We start from the raw sequence: 17,922 nt of genomic DNA, 5'->3' as shown, positions 1-17,922 counted from the left end.
GCCCGACGGTTCTTCAACATTCACTCTTCTTTACAAAAGCCTCCCATCCGTACTTTAATATCCCTTCTGATGCAACCCGCACTACACCCGGGAAAAAAGAAACAGGAGAGGACCGTTGCCCGAAGATCTTAAGAGTCAGCTTAACCCGTCTCAATTCGAGGCGGTAACCGCCACTGAAGGACCGGTGCTCGTGATTGCGGGGGCGGGGAGCGGCAAGACCCGGGTGATCGAATACCGCTGCCTCCACCTCGTGCAAAACGGTGTCGAGCCTGAATCGATCCTGCTCCTTACCTTTACTCGCCGGAGCGCCCATGAGATGATCGAGAGGGCTTCGCGCAATGACCCGCGCTGCTCCCGCATCGAGGGGGGCACCTTTCATTCCTTTGCTTCCAAGGTGCTGCGCCGCTACTGCCGGGGCCTCGGGATATCGTCCAGTTTTACCATCTATGACGAAGGTGATGCGGAGGAGGCGATCAGGCGGTGCTGCAACAAGATGGGCTTTGACGGGGACAAGGAATTTCCGAAAAAGAACGAGCTCAAGAACGTCTTCAGCCTTTGCGTCAATAAGGGCATGGAGGTGGACGATGCGGTGGGCAAGTCCTTTCGCGATTATGACGACCGTGTGGACGAGATCCGCTCGGTGCAGAAGGAATATACGGACTATAAGCTTCGCAGCAACTGCGTCGACTATGACGACCTTCTCGTCTATCTCAAGGTGGTCCTGGAGATAGACGAGGTGCGGGAGAAGCTCTCCGAGCAATACCGCTACCTCATGGTGGATGAATACCAGGATACCAACGGGGTCCAGGCCGACATCGTGCGCCTCCTCGCGAAGAAATTTGGAAACGTGATGGTGGTGGGGGACGACGGGCAGTCCATCTACGGCTTCAGGGGCGCCAACCACCGTAATATTCTCGATTTTCCCGATAACTTTACGGGCTGCAGGGTCGTGAAGCTCGAGGCGAACTACCGCAGCACCCAATCGATCCTCGATATGGGCAACGCGGTACTCGGCACCATGACCCGAAAGTTCGAGAAGAAACTCCTGTCCGCGACCGGCTATACCGGCGAAAAGCCGATGCTTCGCCGCTTCGAAGACCCCTACGATGAGGCCGCATGGGTGGTTCGGAAGGTCCAGAGCCTGAAGGCCGAGGGCATCGATATGAGGGAGGCGGCGGTCCTCTTCAGAACCGCCTTCGCTTCGATGCAGCTTCAAGCCGAGCTGGTGAAATGGGGGGTGCGATTCAAGCTCTTCGGCGGCAGGAAATTTTATGAGACGGCCCACGTGAGAGATGTGATCTCCTTTCTCAGGCTGGTGGCGAATCCCACGGACGAGCTCGCGTGGCACCGGGTCCTGCTCCTTTTGCCCGGCATCGGCGTCAAGACCGTGGAGAGGCTCCTCGGCCTGATCGCCCATTACGCCGCCATGGGCGAGATCGTGGAAAAGGTATTCGCGCCTTTTGCCTCCGGCCGCACCCAATCGGAGGTCTTCGCGCGCTTACGTGACCTCCTCCTGTCCATTTCCCGCCCCTCCCTCTCTCCCGGGGCCCTTCTCGACACAGTGATCGCGTACTACGATCCGATTTTGACCGCAAAATATAAGAAGGAGCCGGGGAAGGTGAAGGAGCTTGTGATGCTTCAGGGCATGGCCCGGCGGTACGGGTCGCTCAGGGATTTTCTCGCGGACGTGGCAGTTGATCCCGATAAAGACGCGAAAGACGGGGACCTCGAATATCTCACCCTTTCCACGGTCCATTCGGCAAAGGGCCTTGAATGGGGCAGGGTGTTCCTCATCAGCCTCATGGATGGCGTCTTCCCTTCTGCGAGGGCTTTTTTCGACGGAGACGGCAACGAGATCGAAGAGGAGAAGAGGCTTTTTTACGTGGCCGTCACAAGGGCAAAGGACGAGCTTTACCTCAGCTACTGCGCAAAAGACGGAGTCGGCGAGAAAGGCGTCAAGCCGTCACGGTTCCTCAATGCGCCGGACGTGAAAAAGACCTTTGAGGAGCGGGCGGTCGGCTCCACGAAAAAGGCAGTGGGCCGTAATTCGCGGCGGTCGACGCGCAGGGGCAGGTAAAGGGGAAAGAGCAAATACTTTTTTTCACTTGATTGACATGGGTCTATCCGCTGCTATACTTGGTAGTGATATTACTTGCCGTCAAAAGGGGGTAGCTGTCATGGATCTGAAGGAATCCGTAAAATTACGGACCCTGAACCTGAAGGATCTCGAAGCACTTTCCGAGATCGATTATGATCTGTTGGGAAAAAAGAGGAGAGAATACTGGGAGAGCAGGCTCGAGCACTCGGCAGTCTCCGGGGTGCCGTCCCTTGCGGCCGAGAAGGACGGCCGTGTAATCGGGTTCATCATGGGGACCGCGAGCGGATGGGAATACGGCATTCCGGAAAATGTGGCCTGTATAGATACCATCGGAGTGGTCAAGGACTATCAGAATCAAGGCGTCGCGCGGCTTCTCTTTCACGAGATGACTTCCATGTTCAAAAAGACCGGAATTGAAACGGTCTATGTATTCGTCAACTGGAAGGATTGGGGTCTTCTCCAGTTCTTCGATAAAATGGGGTTCAGGCGGGGAGATATGATAAACCTCGAGCTGGATATTTAGTTCTTCGATCTCACCACGCGGGGGTAAGGCAGGGCATGGAACCATCGGAAAATATCGTGATACGACCGCTTAAATTCACTGACCTGGAAGCGGTCTGCCGGATCGACTATTCACTCCTGGGAAAAAAAAGGGATGTGTACTGGGAAAACAGGCTCGAGAAGGCAGAGGTGTCGGGATTACCTTCCCTGGCGGCTGAAGTTGACGGCACGGTAATAGGCTTCATTATCGGCAGCTCGAGCGGATGGGAATACGGCGTGCCGGAGAATGTGGGATGGATCGACAGCATGGGGGTAGCCGGGGAGTGGCAGGACAAGGGGGTATCTCAGCTCCTTTTTCAAAAAATATATGAAATTTTCAAGACAGTCGGCGTGGACAAAATATATGTCTTCGTGGACTGGAAGAAGTGGGATATCCTCAAATTTTTCGATAACATGGGCTTCCGGAGGGGAGACATGGTTAACTTCCGCCTCTCTCTATAGTTAACAGTTACCGTTTCCGGGAGAAAGGCGATTTCATTTCCCGGGCAACAGGGAGGGAGAAAAAGGTATTATTGAACCACCTTCTTTATCTTTTTGTCTTGACACGGACTTTGTTCATATATAATATTATTACAAATACATTTTTTCACAATTAAATACCAAGAGAGGTACCTTATGAAGCTAGAGGGCAAGAACGCCGTTGTCACTGGTGGTGGAAGGGGGGTAGGAAGAGCTATCAGCCTTGAGTTTGCCAAAGAAGGCGCAAATGTCGTGGTGAATTACGCAGGAAACCAGAAGGCAGCCGACGAAGTTGTGAAAATGATCCAGGATATGGGCAGGAAGGCAGTTGCAGTAAAGGGGGATGTGGGGCAGGAAGAGGATGCGAAGAAGGTAATTGACGCGTGTGCGGAGAATTTCGGGACCATCCACATTCTCGTAAACAACGCGGGCATTTCCAAGCCGGGCATGCTTCACAAGCTGTCGGTGCCCACCTGGGATGAGGTGGTAAACGTGCAGATGAGGGGCCCCTGGCTCACCACCAAAGCAGCATCGAAATATTTCATGGAACAGAAATACGGCAGGATCATCAATGTCACCTCGGTCGCCGGGGTGGCGGGCACCATCGGTCAGATCAACTACGCGGCCGCAAAGGGCGGGGTGATCTCCCTGACCAAGTCGGTGGCAAGAGAGCTGGCAAAGTTCAACGTCACGGCGAATGTCATTTCATTGGGCATCGTGACCACGGAGATGACCCATACGATCTCGACTGATGAAAAGCTCAAGGAGATCTACGTGCGAAGAATACTCCTTGGCCGATATGCGGAACCGGAAGATGTGTCACCAGCCTTTGTGTTTTTTGCCTCTGATGACTCACGATACATTACGGGTCAACTTCTGGCCGTGGATGGCGGTTACGGAATGACGTAAAATCAGGGGGGTGATAGTTTAATATTCCACTAAAATGGGAGGTGTTACATGGCTGATGTACCAAATGTGATAAAGCAGTGGCAGATGGTTCAACCGACGTCCGTGAACAGGGAAACGAAAGAGGTTACTCCCGGCAAGCTCGCAGTGGCCGAGATTCCCGTACCGGAATTGAAGGAAGGCGAAGTACTGGTGAAAGTGGCCGGCTGCGGCGTGTGCCATACGGACCTCGGGTATTTCTTTGACGGCGTTCCCACGGTAAGCAAGCCACCGCTGGCACTGGGTCATGAGATTGCCGGCACGGTCGTGGCAGGCGATGCCGCATGGATCGGTAAAGAGGTAATCATTCCCGCGGTTATGCCGTGCAGAAAATGCATCCTTTGCAAGACAGGCAGGGGCAACAGGTGCCTCGCCCAGAAGATGCCGGGAAACTCTATCGGCGTGTACGGCGGTTTCGCGAACTATATACCTGTCCCTACGGTAGACCTCTGCGAAGTCAAGAACAGGGGAAGCTATGCCCTCGAGCAGCTCGCCGTGGTGGCTGATGCGGTAACGACTCCCTATCAGGCGGCCAAGAGAGCCGACCTGCAACCGGGCGACAATGTAATTATCATCGGAGCGACAGGCGGCGTAGGCGTCTATATGGCCCAGACCGCGAAAGCCCTCGGCGCGAAGAACGTCATCGGCATCGCCCGGAATCCCGATAAACTCAAAAGAGCCCTGGAATATGGGTGCGACGCGGTAATAAGCACCATCGACAAGACGAATAAAGATGTAGTGGGCGAATGGAGAGCGTTCTGCAAATCCAAAGCCGTCGATAACACGGGCTGGAAGATCTTCGAAGTAACAGGCTCGAAAGCCGGCCAGGAACTGGCCCTCGACCTTCTTTCATTCGTAGGCAAACTGGTCCTCGTCGGTTTCGGCATGGCGAAGAGCGAGTATATGTTCTCCAAGCTCATGGCTTTCGACGCGGAAGTCATCGGGACCTGGGGCTGCCTGCCCGAGTATTATCCGATCGTTCTCGACATGGTCCTCTCCAAGAAGATCACGATCGATCCCTTCGTCGAGGTTCGGCCCATGAGCACGATCGCGGCCACCTTCGAAGAGATTCACAAGGCCGGCTCTCCCGCAAAGAGAGTTGTTTTGACACCTGATTTTTAACGACGTCTAATAAACCTTATAAGGAGGAAATTTATGCTGAGTTGGATGCCCAGAGAAGAATCGATGAAGGATCACAGCAGGCACGGCGAAAACCATTGGGGAACGGAAGCTCCCTGCACCGTATACGAAAAGAAACCCCTCACGGACCCGAAGGGCAATGTAGTTCCGGGTCTTTATGTCGCATGGATCAGGCTGAACAACCCTGGCCAGTATAACTCCTACACCACCGAGATGGTGAAGGGCGTAATCGCAGGCTTCGAGAACTCCTCCACCGACCGCTCGGTCGTGGCCGTCGTTTTCACCGGCACAGGCCCGATGGCCTTCTGCACGGGCGGCAACACGAAAGAATATTCAGAATATTACAGCATGCGTCCGGAAGAGTACGGCTCATACATGGAACTCTTCAACAACATGGTCGATGCCATCCTTATGTGCAAGAAACCCGTTATCTCCCGCGTAAACGGCATGAGAGTCGCCGGCGGCCAGGAAATCGGCCTTGCCTGTGACCTCGCTATCTCTTCCGACCTCGCCATCTACGGCCAGGCCGGTCCGCGTCATGGTTCAGCCCCTGTGGGCGGCTCCTCCGATTTCCTCCCGTGGTTCCTGACCGCAGAAGATGCAATGTGGAACTGCGTAAGCTGCGAGATGTGGTCCGCATATAAGATGAAGGCGAAAAACCTCATCTCCAAGGCAGTCCCCGTCCTGAAAGACGACAGCGGCAAATGGGTAAGGAACCCGCAGGTAATCACCGAGTCATACGTCAAAGACGGCGAGATCGTTTACGGCGAGAACAAGACCGGCGACGAGGGCAAACAGGCCAGAGGCTGGGTCAACGAGAAACTGAAAAACAACGACTACGATTTCGCACTCCTCGACGCAGAGGTCAACAAGGTCGTCTGGACCTTCGCGAACCTCTTCCCGGGATGCCTGAACAAGTCAATCGACGGCATCCGTCAGAAAAAGAAATTCTTCTGGGATACCATGAAGAACGACCACAGATACTGGCTGGCCACGAACATGATGGGCGAAGCCTATCTCGGTTTCGGCGCATTCAACACCAAGAAGATCACCGGTATGGATACAATCGATTTCATCAAGTATCGCCAGCTCATCGCAGAGGGCGCACTGGTGGACGACAATTTCATGGGCGCTGTTATGGGCAAACCCAAGTAAGACGCGCATTACGAAGGGGGGGTATATCCCCCCCTTTTTTATTCACCCTATGAGGGTATTGCGGGCGCAGGAATAAAACAAGACCAGCCCCTCTCGAATGAAGGCCCGTCATCGGCGCCGCACAAGGTGGGGCGGGAAAGAAGGGAGAATTATCATGAGCTTCAATTCCATCACATATGAGAATAAGAATAAAGTAGCACGGATCACCCTGAATACGCCTCCTTCCAACTGGCTCACTATCTCGATGATGAAAGAGATCAACCAGGTAATTATGGAAGTGAAAAAGGATCCTACCGTACAGCTCCTCGTCTTTGACCACGCAGGAGAAAAGGCGTTCTGTGACGGCGTCGACGTAGCGGACCATACCCCTGACAAAGTGAACGAGATGATCGAAGTCTTCCATCGCATGTTCCGACTCATGGCGGAGCTCGATGTGACGACCGTGGCGGTAGTGAATGGGAGGTCCCTGGGTGGAGGGTGCGAGCTTATGGCCTTCTGCGATATCGTGATCGCGTCGGAGAAATCGAGGATCGGTCAGCCTGAGATCGCCGTGGGCGTATTCCCTCCCGTGGCGGCTGCATGGTTCCCCAAGATCATCGGACTTAAAAAAACCTATGAGCTGCTGCTCACGGGCAAAGTGATCAGCGCGAAGGAAGCCGAGGCGATCGGCCTCGTGAACGCAGTCATTCCCGTTGAAAATTTCAAGGAAGGGGTGGACAAGTTCCTCGCCGAGTTCCTGAACAAGAGCCGTCCGGTGGCCATGTGGACGAGACGGGCCATCAAGGCCGGGCTCAATGTGGACTTCATGGAAGCCCTCAAGGCATCGGAGATGATCTACCTCCACGACTGCATGAAGACGGAAGATGCCAATGAAGGCATAAGCGCATTCATGGAGAAGAGAAAGGCAGTGTGGAAGGATAAGTAGGACGGTCTATGCAATACGCTTCAAAAGAAGAGATCGGCAGCAGGATCGCAAAACTGAAGCCGTTGATGGAAAAGGCCTCTCTCGATGGGGCCTTCTTCCATTATAAAATCGATTATTTTTACCTTTCAGGCACCATGCAGGACAGCCTCCTCTTCGTGCCCCTCGACGGCGAGCCCATCCTGTTCGTAAAGCAGGAAATCAACCGGGCAAGACGAGAATCTCCCCTCTCTGCAATCATCCCCATCCGGTCGCATAAGGATATCAAGACCCACATAAGCCCCATGAAGAGGGTGGGGCTTCAGCTCGACGTGATCCCCTACAATGATGTAGTGAAGTTTCAAGAGATAATCGACGACGCCGAGCTCATCAACGTATCGCCTCTCACCAAGGAGCTCAGGAAGATCAAATCACCTTTCGAGATCGGACTGATGGAAAGGGCGGCGGCCATTCAAAAAGAGGTATACGGGATCATTCCCTCCATACTGAAGGAGGGAATGACGGAGATCGAGATCGGCGGGATACTCGAAGCTCATGCCAAGAAGCTGGGCCACGAGGGGCTTCTCCGGACCAGGTCCCTCAATTACGAAGCTTACACGTGGCATATAATAAGCGGACGGACGGGAAGCATCGTGAGCCAGTCCGATTCCCCCATGGGCGGTCTCGGCTTGTCGCCCGCTTTTCCGGTGGGGGCAAGCATGAAGAAGGTGAGGAAGAACGAGCCCATTCTCATCGATTTCGGCATCTGTTACCATGGATACCAGGTAGACCAGACCCGCATGTATGCCATCGGCTCCATGCCCGATCTATACATCCTCGCCTACGAGGCATGCCGCGAGATCCATTACCGTGTCCTCGAGAAGGCCCTGACCGGCATGGTAAGCCGCGACCTCTTCGAATATTCGGTCGACCTTGCCGATGAGCTCGGCTTTGGCGATGTTTATCTCGGCTATAAACCTCACAAAGTACGCTTCCTCGCCCACGGCATAGGCATCGAGCTTGCCGAATTTCCCTTCATCTCCGCAACCCATGATTATCCCCTCGAGGAGGGCATGGTCTTTGCGATCGAGCCCAAGATCGTCTTTCCGAAGAAAGGCGCGTGCGGCATCGAGAACACGGTCGTCATCGAAAACGGGAAATACAGGATCCTTACCGATATCGACGAAAGAATAATGATCCTATGACGGTTCATTGCGCGTCCCTCCGCGGCAGTATTGCCTACCTCCCTGCGTCACGAGTCGGGTAAAAGCGCCAAAGTGAAGATACTCTTCTCTACCGGCTGTCTCTATTACCTGCCGATCAGGGATATCTTCACCATAGCCGGGGAAGCGGGCTTCGAGGGCTGCGACCTCGTGATCGACAGCCGTTTCAACGATCCGCGCTTTATCGACAAAGTCCGGGAATGTCTTGACATACTCCCCGTATATTCGGTGCACGCACCCTTCGCGAAAATGAGGTCCTGGGGCTCATCACAGGAGATCCTTTCCCGCACCCTTGAAATAGGCTCCATTCTCGGGGCCGGGGTAGTGAACTTCCATCCCCCTTCGTGGTACAGTATGGAGATGAAATTCTTCCGCTGGTTCAAAAAAGTAAAGGATTTTCAGGAGGAATTCGAATGCCGGGGGTGTTCCCTTGCAGTCGAGAATATGCCCCTTCTGGGCAAGCGGCTCATGCTTGCCCCTTACGTGCTCAATGCCTACGAAGACCTCATCTCCTTCGGGATGGAGAGGAACCTCTATTTCACCTTCGATACGACCCATCTCGGCACTTTCGGGGGTGATGTGGTGGCGGCCTTTCTCAAATTCTTCTCCACCGGGCGGCTGAAAAATATTCATATAAGCGATTATGGCGGCTACAAAAGCCACCTTTTTCTCGGCAGAGGGGACCTTCCCGTGGCCAAGCTGCTGAATACGGCCCGAAGGCTCGGGTACGACGAATACGTGACCCTGGAGCTGGCCCCCCATGAGCTGCCGAAGACGAGGCCATGGCTCGTCAAAATGCTCGAATATCAGGCATCTCTTCTCAAACTTCACCTGGGCGTATCGCGCAATGGCTAAAAAAACCGCCTTTATGTGCGACGAGTGCGGGTATGAGACCTCGAAATGGCTCGGCAGATGCCCGCGGTGCGGGAATTGGGAGACGGTCAAGGAGTTCAGGGCCGAGAGCGGGTCGATCGAAGCCCCGGAGAAGCCCGTACTGGTAAGGGAAGAGGATTTTATCGAGGAGCGGGTGGTCCTCGGTATCGAGGAGATGGACCGCGTCTTGGGAGGCGGTCTCACCCGGGGCTCATCGATCCTCCTCGGGGGAGACCCGGGAATAGGCAAAACCACCCTCTGTTTCGAAATCGCATCGAAGATGGTGGAGCTCGGACATGGGGTTCTCTACGTGTCGGGGGAGGAGTCCTTAAGGCAGCTCTCCTCGCGAAGACGAAGACTCATGCTCTCCCATCCTTTCCCCATGCTCACCACGAGCAGCATGGAAGATATCCTCACGGCCATCGAGGAGGCCTCCTACGGCCTCGTCATCATCGACTCCATCCAGTCGATCTATAATCCAAGACTGCCCATGCTTCCGGGCAGCCCGAGCCAGATCAAGGACGTTTCGTCCAGACTCATTCGGGAGATGAAACGGAAGGAAACGGCCCACGTCTTCATCGGCCATGTCACGAAAGAAGGGGCCATCGCAGGGCCGAAGATCCTCGAGCACATGGTCGACACGGTGCTCTATTTCGAGGGGGACAAGACCCTGCCATACAGAATGCTCCGGGCGATAAAGAACAGGTATGGCTCCGTCGATGAAGTCGGCATATTTCAGATGCAAAAGGAAGGGCTCATCAGCGTGGAGAACGCCTCCCAGTTTTTCGTTGCCGAGAGGGGCGAGATCGGCCCGGGCAGTACGCTTTTCCCCTATATCTCGGGATCGAGGCCCCTTATACTGGAAGTGCAGGCCATCACGCCGAAGACCAATTTCGCCATGCCCAAGCGACTCTCCCTGGGATACGATATGAACCGGCTCTACATCCTCATTGCCGTAATCGAGAAGGTACTCGGCAAGACCCTTTTCGACAGGGATATCTACGTCAACGTGACGAGCGGCATGAAGGTCACCGAGACGGCCATAGACCTCGCTGTGGCCGCCGCGATTTTGTCGAGCTTTCTTGACCGGAGCCTCGGCAAAGATACGGCCCTGGTCGGAGAGGTGGGCCTCACGGGAGAGGTGAGAAGGGTGGCGGGTATCGAGGCGAGGGTGAAGGAGTGCGAGCGGCTGGGCATCACCAAGATATTCTGTCCGAGGAGCATGGAGAAAATGGACGGTATGGACATAGTGACTCTCAAAAACCTCAAAGAGTTTTACGAGCATATCACGGGGAAGTAACATCTCCCACGGGTACGAATAAATATTAGTTTTTCAGGGGGTTTTCGACATCCCGCCCGCCGCGCCTGCCAACGGGGCCTTTCCGGCAATTTCCTGTTTTATGAGCCTTGCCGCGATCCTTACGCCTTCCGCACCCCAATGGGTATCGTCCGACAGGTAGAGTTCGGGACCATTCTCACGGTAGGTCCCCTCAAAGGCGTTCAGGACATCGACCGTCTCTATCCCTTCCTTTCGAAGTGCCGGTACGAGGCGGGTCAGAAAAAGAGGTTTCTCTTTCAGGGGAACGAGGTCATGGTAGATATTCTCCTTATCCGGAATGGGAAGAAAGAGAAAGCGGACTCCCCGCCGCTCGAACGCGTCCCGGTACCCTGCAATCACTTTCACGCTTTCCTTGAGGAGCGCCTCGGGTACCTCGTGACCGAAGAGTCCCGGGGGGAGAAAGAGTACCCTCTTTTGCCCTTCCCCTTTTCCTCCGCCGGGGGTGGATAAGGAGAGGTTCCGTCTGATCTCGGCCCGTACATAATGGAGCATGATCGCCTTGAAAGCCCTGTCAACGGGTATGGCGACCTTTTCGACCATCCGGTTTTCCGACATGAGGGAGCGTGCCCGGATGAGTTGACGTTCGAAGGCGGACGGGGAGACGAGCTCTTTCTTTACCGGCCTGAGCGTCACGACCTGTCGCTCTATGGACAGGAGTATCACGAGGGAGGGAGGGTGATCGAGAAAACGCTGCTCCTTCAAATAGGCATTCACCGAGCCGGGGGCGAAGCTGTAGACCTTTGCCCCGAGCTCACGCGCCAGGGCACGGGCCGGCGTATCTTCCTGGGTAAGGCCGGTGCCCACGCCATTCGAATCGCCGATGATGAGCGTCCCACATTCGCTCGCGGGCCACGAGTTCCGGTAGCCGCCCCGGTCCGTCCTCCACTCTACCCTTCGTTTCACTCCATTGACTGAATGGTGCCCGAGATCTCCTTCCTCCACTTTAGTAACGCTCATGTCCGGGTAGAAATAGCCCGGCAGGTATTTGCTCATGCTGTCCGTTTTCAAGGCTTCCCATACCCTGAAGGTAAAAAAGTCGATAGGAAGCAGAAAAATCTCGATCGCAAGCAGGGCCGCGAAGGGGACCAGGAAAAGCAAAATTCTAAGAACGAACCGTTTCATCCTGCCCACCTAGAACTGAAAGTATATAAATTGCCGGGAGCCGAAACTGCCCAAAAGGAGGACCGCCGCAATAAGGCCGTAATAGAGGGGCCAGCGTACCCATGCCGGACCGCTCCGGAACATATCCCTCGCTTTCGGCCTGTCCTGCACCAGGTGGACCGTCTCCATAAGCGCCACGGAGAGGAGACCGACTGAAAATTCGAAAAAATTGGACCGGATAAAGGCCATCAAGGCGCCTGCGCCGTCTTGCCCGAATGTGCCGCCCCATCCCGTCACGAGCCGCTCTACGATCGTCACACCATGAGATAGGGTGGGGGCCCTGAAGAATATGAAGGCAAAGGTGACGAGGCAGAAGGTAATCGCCACCCGCAGCCCTTTGTGGACCGATGGTACGCGCGCCAGGCCCGTAAGGACCGCGATCCGCTCCCGCACGCCCAGAGTCAGGGTAGAGATCACGTAGAAGCATCCATGGATGGCGCCCCATACCACAAAGGTCCAGTTGGCGCCATGCCACAGGCCGCTCACGAGAAAGACGATCATGAGATTCATGTACCAGCGGGCACGGGAGCCTCGATTGCCTCCCAGCGGGATATAGAGGTAATCCCTGAACCAGGTGGAAAGGGAAATATGCCATCGTCTCCAGAATTCCGGAATGGAGGCGGAGAAGTAAGGACGATCGAAATTCTGCATCGATTTGTAGCCAAAGACCCTTGCTGCCCCTATGGCAATATCGGAATAACCGGAAAAATCGCAGTATATCTGAAAGGTGAATAACAGGCTCGCGAGGGCAAGGACCGGCGCCCCGTGGAGGGCGGGATTGTCGTAGACCTTATCCACCATGACGGCCAGATTGTCGGCGATGACCATCTTTTGAAAGAATCCCCACAGCATAAGGGCCAGCCCGTCCCTTACCCGCTGGTAGTCAAATCCGGTCTTCTCATGGAACTGGGGAAGGAGCTTGGCGGCCCGGTCAATGGGCCCGGCAAGCAGTTGGGGGAAGAAAGCCGCATAAAGGGCAAAAAAGCCGAGTCTCCTTTCAGGCTCCACCTTCCCCCGGTAGACATCGACGGTATAGTTCATTATCTTGAGCGTGTAAAAGGAGATTCCCACGGGGAGCGCCAGGGAGACAACCGGGATCGCCACTGTCATATTGAGAGACCTGCACAGGGCTTGAACGGAAAGGGAGAAGAGTCCTAGGTATTTGAAGAGGAAGAGAAGGCCCGCATTCGAAAGGAGGCTGAGGATGAGTGCCGTCTTTTTCTCGCGCACCGATTGCGCCCTCGCGATACGGAGGGCCGCATAATAATTGAAAAGGGTAAGGGCGGCGAGAAGCACCGTATAAGCAGGCTCCCATGACATATAGAGGACATAGCTGGCAAGAAGCAGGAGGGCCCACCGGAAACGTTCCGGTATGGCAAAAAATCCGATGGCGGTAAGGGCGAAAAAAATGAGAAAATCTAGTGAATTAAATAACATAGCCTCGTGAGGTCAGTGAAAAAGGATTGATGAAGCCTTTCATTTTATCACATGAGGGGGAGAAGTCAACGCAAAATTGAAGATGCAAAATCGAACGCGTGAATTGCCGCAGGAAACGGCCACGGAAGGCGAAGGAGCGGTCCGGCCCTTCCGGATATATTTGGTAAACCCCCGTGGGCCGGCAAAGAGCGGCGCGTTTCCCCACGTGCCCGAGCTGTCGAAGGGACAATATGCACGCCTAGAGGCGCTTTTTTTGAATTCGCTCTATATCTACCTCGCCGGCGAAGGCCGCTTTGAGGGCTGATTCAAGTGCCTCATAATTCCCCTCGTCCTCCATCTCGAGGACCAGCTCTGAATCGTCGAGGACCTTCATTTTGGCGTGCTCCTTCACCACGGCAATGACCTTTGCCGGATCGGTAGTCACCCACCCCTTCATCCGGCGGATCAGCTCTTCGCCGTTGAAGGCCCTTTCGATCGTGAGGTCGACCCTTCGCTGCTTGCCTTCCCAGCCCACGAGCGCGGGCTGGACCACCTTCGGGGTGACGGGGTCGTGCATGGCCGCGCACCGGAACCACAATTTCGCTCGTATCATGAGGCGCTCCTCTTATTATATAGTAGTGGTATCAGAATAATTGGTTTGGCCGCCCCTTGTCAACTGGGAGGGCCGCCGAGCGCGAAAATACCTTCACATGTGCCGACACATTGGCTACCATTCGCCTTATATTTAAATAAAGGCAGTCGCTAGTCGTTAGTGATAAAGGCCTTCGGCCGAGTCAAGGGACCGGCCCTTGAATCGATAACAGGAAGCGCTCCATCACCGGCAACCGGGGACGTTGCTTCGTCCGTACCGGCGGCGGTTGTGCCTCATCGGCCCGGGATCAAGGCAACAAAAAATCGGGGAGGGACCTATGACGAGCACCACTTTGGAGGAGAGGAAAAAAGGACTGGCGGAGATTATAGGGGCGGGCTTCAGTAGTTTTCTGAATGGGAAGAAGGGGCTGGTCCTCGGCATGGCCAATGAAAACAGCATCGCTTACGGATGCGGCCTCGTGTTCCGGCTCCTGGGGGCCGAACTTGCCGTTACCTATTCTCATGAGAAGACGGAAAGATATGTGAGACCCCTGGCCGAAGAAATGGGGTGTCCCATTATCATGCCCTGCGATGTCACGGTCCCCGGCCAGCTTGAGGCGGTATTCGAAAGGATAGACGAAACATGGGGGAAACTCGATTTCGCCCTCCACTCCATCGCCTTTGCGCCGAAGGAAGACCTCCATGCACGGGTGGCGGACAGCTCGCGCGAGGGTTTTCTCACTGCCATGGATACGTCATGCCACTCGTTCATCCGCATGGCGAGACTCTGTGAGCCTCTCATGACCGACGGAGGGTCGCTGCTTACGATCACCTATTACGGGTCCGAAAAGGTAGTGGAGCACTACAACGTGATGGGGCCCGTGAAGGCGGCCCTGGAGAGCGTAGTCAGGTACCTCGCTGCGGAGTTGGGTCCGGAGCGGATCAGGGTCAACAGCATCTCGCCCGGCCCGATCAGGACGCGCGCCGCTTCGGGCATCGACCATTTTGACGACCTTGTCACCCGGGCCGAGACCGTATCACCCGAGCGTCACATCGTCTCCATCGAAGAGGTAGGGTTCCTGGCGGCTTTCCTCGTGAGCAACCGGTCGAGAAGCATCACCGGGGGACTTCACTTCGTAGACGGAGGGTACCACATCATGGGCTAAAGTGCGGCGAGAGTCCCCGGGACCCTTACTCCTTCTCCCACGACATGACGGCCCATCTGCATTCCCGCTCATAGGGAAGCCTCCACCTGCCGTCCGCCTCTATGAGGGTGCGGTCGAGATGGCGTCTCAGCTTCTCGTCTTCCTCCATGGTCAGATCGCCGAACATCCATTTTTGACTGTCCAGAGCCTCCTGGAGAGAGGACCATTCATTCTCCCGTGATTCTCTCACGAACGCGATATTGGCGAGGATGCCCATGCGCCGGTAGATCAGGTTGTAATAGACATAGGTATAGCTGGGGCCCATATTCAGTGTTCTGCCTGTCGCCTCATAAATTGCACGGTCAAAGGGTCCGTCCCCTACCGCGGTGGAGAGGTATACCCGTTTTTTTGCAAACGAATTGAGCTTGAGGACCGTGTCGAGAAGGTCGTCCGCCCGGACCGAACGGGATGCCACGGCAACATCGTGCATTCCGATCCCGAGGCCGTTCCAGTCGTCTTCCCATTGCCCGTGAATAGGTTTCACGTTTGTGATGGACTTGGTGATAAGGCGTGCCTTGAGGATTTCGAGCATGTTTTCCGAAAAATCGACGGCCGTCACATGTTTCACCCGCTCTGCCAGGGCAATTGCAAGTGCCCCGTCGGCGCAGGCCATATCGAGCACGGTCCATTCCGGTTTCACATCCATAATATTCAGAATCCCTTCGGTGTAGCCGGTCCCGTTGTCTGATGATGCAAGCCCCGCGGGCCTGCCTTCATGGAAATATCGCTCCCGGACCGTGCAGTACCGTTGGGTGCTCCTGTCGGGCCATGAAAATTCTTCCCGCTCGATAATTCTGCTCTTCATAATGCACTCTCCCTCATCGTTATCTTTGCCTCCTGTCGCCCCATGTTTCCCGTATCTTTTCGAGCGGCAAAGACACCACGCTTCACACCCATCCCTTGTTCACGTTCGACCTTTCAGTATAATACTAGCACAGATAGAGCAGGGGATTGACGATTAATAAATGATTAGAAAATGATGATAAAAGATCATCATCTAGAGAGGGACATGAGATAGGTCCTCAGATTTGTTTTTCGGTTGGCGAGACCGAGCTTATTCCTGATGTGCTGCCGATGGGTGTTGACGGAGCTCTCCGATACCCCTATTATCCGGGCGATTTCCTTGATGGTTTTACCTTCCCTTATAAAGTTTGCTACTTTGATCTCAGCCGGGGTAAAACCACCGAACACGGACGTCAGCCTGTGCATAAAGGGAGAGATGATATTCTTCAGATTTATCTCGAGGACATTCAGATATGCGTTCTGCTGCTCGTCCATCCTTCTTTGTTTCAAGATGTCTATGTAGGGGAGCACGAGGTCCTCGACGTTGCGCAGAATATGGTCACCGACCTCATTCTTATCCTTTTCCCTTTGCCGGAGAAGCACCCTCAGGGCGACGTTCACTTCTTCAAGGCTTAAGGATTTCGTTTCGAGCTCCCGCTCGGTCTCTTTCCGTTGGGTAATATCCTGAATGATGACCTGGAGCATATACTCCCCCTCAAGCTCGATGCGGCTCAGGCTGATCTCTGCGTCGAAAGGGGACCCATCGTATCTGACGGCTTTTGACTCGAAAAACTGGGTTTGACCGGCGAGGGCCGCGGCAAATCTTTCCCGTAACCTTTGAGAAGGGTCTTTGGCTTCACCTTCACCGGAAGGGGCAAAGCGAAACGCGGTTTGGGCCATTATTTCTTCCCTGGAACAGTCAAACACGGTTAACGCCTTTTGATTACAGTCTATGAATTGATCGTCTTTTACGATAAAGATCGCGGCGGTGGCGTGGTCGAAGAGGGTCCTGTATTTGCTTTCGCTCTCCTGCAGCTTATCGAGGGCTATCTTGCGCTCCGTGACGTCTCTTAAGTAGACGAGGCCCGCCGGCTCGTCCCTGTACGTGATTTCCGTGGCCGAGACTTCCACGTGGATGGGGCTCCCGTCTTTTCGGACGCCTTTGAATTCATAACGGGAAGGAACCGGCTCGCCCTTTTGTCTCGCCCGATTTATTGCCCTCACCTTCTCGCGATCATCGGGGTGGACGGTATTGAATATATTTTTCTTGAGCGGCTCTTCCACCTTATCGTAGCCGAATATCTCGAGATACCTTTGATTTACATAGACATGGTGGTCCCCTTTCAGGATGCCGACGCCGTCGTTGGAATGTTCGATGGCGATACGGTAGCGCTCCTCCGATTCGGAGAGTCTCGTCTCCGCCCTTCTGCGTTCGGTAATGTCGCGAATGACCCCGATCAGCCCTCCGATCGCACCTTCTTTATCGAGGAACGTGCCCTTCACAAAGATGACGTCGTGCCTCATCCCGTCGGCGTACATGAAAGAGGCCTCATAGGTCTGCACCCCCGGGTTCTGAAAAAGCTGGGAATCTTTTTCTTGGTAATGGCGGGCAAGATCAAGGGGATGAAGATCGAAGACGGTCCTCCCCACGATCTGCTCTCTCTCTTTCCCCAGGACCATGGCAAAGGCCTTGTTGCAGTTCAGGTACTTCCCGTTCCCATCCTTATAATAGATAGGGTCCGGAATAGAGTCGATCAGGGCCTGAAGAAAACGGGAGCTCTCATCGGCCGGCTCGATTGCACCCATAACGCGGGTAACATTGCCCACGGAGACCGCGCCCGTCATGGTGCCTTTTCCATCTCTCCCGATGTGGTGGCTCCACTCGCAAGTGATCGTGCTGCCTTGCTTATTCGAATGGGTCCTTATCTCATGGACGGGAACGCCATCGGCGGCGGGTAGGGGAGAAGGCGTTTCGTATGGGGCAGGGGGAGCCGTAAATATAAAGAAATCATTACCCACGGCCTCGTATGAGGACCAGCCGAATACCTTTTCCGCATAATGGTTCCATCCGG

Annotated in this window: 16 protein-coding genes; 11 read left to right on the top strand and 5 right to left on the bottom strand. The window is 54.8% G+C overall.

Annotation, left to right across the window (positions count from 1 at the left end; all coding sequences use genetic code 11):
- Positions 1-115 precede the first annotated feature (115 nt).
- From VGJ94_08900 to radA, 10 genes are all read left to right on the top strand, one after another.
- Positions 116-2,077: an ATP-dependent helicase gene (locus tag VGJ94_08900; protein ID HEY3276725.1), complete on the top strand. Its 1,962-nt coding sequence runs from the start codon at positions 116-118 to the stop codon at positions 2,075-2,077.
- A gap of 100 nt (positions 2,078-2,177) precedes the next feature.
- Positions 2,178-2,621: a GNAT family N-acetyltransferase gene (locus tag VGJ94_08895; protein ID HEY3276724.1), complete on the top strand. Its 444-nt coding sequence runs from the start codon at positions 2,178-2,180 to the stop codon at positions 2,619-2,621.
- Positions 2,622-2,656: 35 nt separating this feature from the next.
- Positions 2,657-3,100, top strand: a complete 444-nt coding sequence (locus VGJ94_08890) for a GNAT family N-acetyltransferase (protein HEY3276723.1) — start codon at positions 2,657-2,659, stop codon at positions 3,098-3,100.
- A gap of 174 nt (positions 3,101-3,274) precedes the next feature.
- Positions 3,275-4,027 (top strand): 3-oxoacyl-ACP reductase family protein, encoded by a 753-nt coding sequence (locus VGJ94_08885; GenBank protein HEY3276722.1) that lies wholly within the window; start codon positions 3,275-3,277, stop codon positions 4,025-4,027.
- 48 nt (positions 4,028-4,075) lie between these two features.
- Complete coding sequence (gene had / locus VGJ94_08880; protein HEY3276721.1) at positions 4,076-5,185, top strand: 6-hydroxycyclohex-1-ene-1-carbonyl-CoA dehydrogenase; 1,110 nt, start codon at positions 4,076-4,078, stop codon at positions 5,183-5,185.
- A 33-nt stretch (positions 5,186-5,218) separates the two neighbouring features.
- Positions 5,219-6,358: a 6-oxocyclohex-1-ene-1-carbonyl-CoA hydratase gene (gene oah, locus VGJ94_08875; protein HEY3276720.1), complete on the top strand. Its 1,140-nt coding sequence runs from the start codon at positions 5,219-5,221 to the stop codon at positions 6,356-6,358.
- A gap of 154 nt (positions 6,359-6,512) precedes the next feature.
- Complete coding sequence (locus VGJ94_08870; protein ID HEY3276719.1) at positions 6,513-7,283, top strand: enoyl-CoA hydratase/isomerase family protein; 771 nt, start codon at positions 6,513-6,515, stop codon at positions 7,281-7,283.
- An 8-nt stretch (positions 7,284-7,291) separates the two neighbouring features.
- Entirely contained in the window at positions 7,292-8,464 is a 1,173-nt protein-coding gene (locus VGJ94_08865) for a Xaa-Pro peptidase family protein (GenBank protein HEY3276718.1), read from the top strand.
- Between the two features lie 30 nt (positions 8,465-8,494).
- Positions 8,495-9,337, top strand: coding sequence for a sugar phosphate isomerase/epimerase (locus VGJ94_08860; GenBank protein HEY3276717.1), 843 nt, complete (start codon positions 8,495-8,497; stop codon positions 9,335-9,337).
- The gene (gene radA / locus VGJ94_08855; GenBank protein ID HEY3276716.1) at positions 9,330-10,655 is read left to right on the top strand and encodes a DNA repair protein RadA; all 1,326 of its coding nucleotides are present in this window, start codon (positions 9,330-9,332) and stop codon (positions 10,653-10,655) included. Before VGJ94_08860 ends, radA begins: the two co-directional genes overlap by 8 nt.
- A gap of 33 nt (positions 10,656-10,688) precedes the next feature.
- Here the strand turns inward: radA and VGJ94_08850 are convergent, their stop codons facing one another.
- From VGJ94_08850 to VGJ94_08840, 3 genes are all read right to left on the bottom strand, one after another.
- Entirely contained in the window at positions 10,689-11,816 is a 1,128-nt protein-coding gene (locus VGJ94_08850; protein ID HEY3276715.1) for a hypothetical protein, read from the bottom strand.
- A gap of 9 nt (positions 11,817-11,825) precedes the next feature.
- Positions 11,826-13,292: an MBOAT family O-acyltransferase gene (locus VGJ94_08845; protein HEY3276714.1), complete on the bottom strand. Its 1,467-nt coding sequence runs from the start codon at positions 13,290-13,292 to the stop codon at positions 11,826-11,828.
- A gap of 238 nt (positions 13,293-13,530) precedes the next feature.
- Positions 13,531-13,884: a hypothetical protein gene (locus tag VGJ94_08840; protein HEY3276713.1), complete on the bottom strand. Its 354-nt coding sequence runs from the start codon at positions 13,882-13,884 to the stop codon at positions 13,531-13,533.
- A 316-nt stretch (positions 13,885-14,200) separates the two neighbouring features.
- On the opposite strand from VGJ94_08840, the gene fabI reads away from it, so the two are divergent.
- Positions 14,201-15,028, top strand: coding sequence for an enoyl-ACP reductase FabI (gene fabI / locus VGJ94_08835; protein ID HEY3276712.1), 828 nt, complete (start codon positions 14,201-14,203; stop codon positions 15,026-15,028).
- A gap of 25 nt (positions 15,029-15,053) precedes the next feature.
- Here the strand turns inward: fabI and VGJ94_08830 are convergent, their stop codons facing one another.
- Positions 15,054-15,872 (bottom strand): methyltransferase domain-containing protein, encoded by an 819-nt coding sequence (locus VGJ94_08830; protein ID HEY3276711.1) that lies wholly within the window; start codon positions 15,870-15,872, stop codon positions 15,054-15,056.
- A 188-nt stretch (positions 15,873-16,060) separates the two neighbouring features.
- On the bottom strand, positions 16,061-17,922 hold a 1,862-nt coding region (locus VGJ94_08825; GenBank protein HEY3276710.1), incomplete at its 5' end, for a PAS domain S-box protein.

This window comes from Syntrophorhabdaceae bacterium, from assembly GCA_036504895.1.
Classification (GTDB): domain Bacteria; phylum Desulfobacterota; class Syntrophorhabdia; order Syntrophorhabdales; family Syntrophorhabdaceae; genus PNOM01.
Note: the sequence above shows the minus strand (reverse complement) of the source record. Positions and strands in the feature narration are given on the sequence as shown.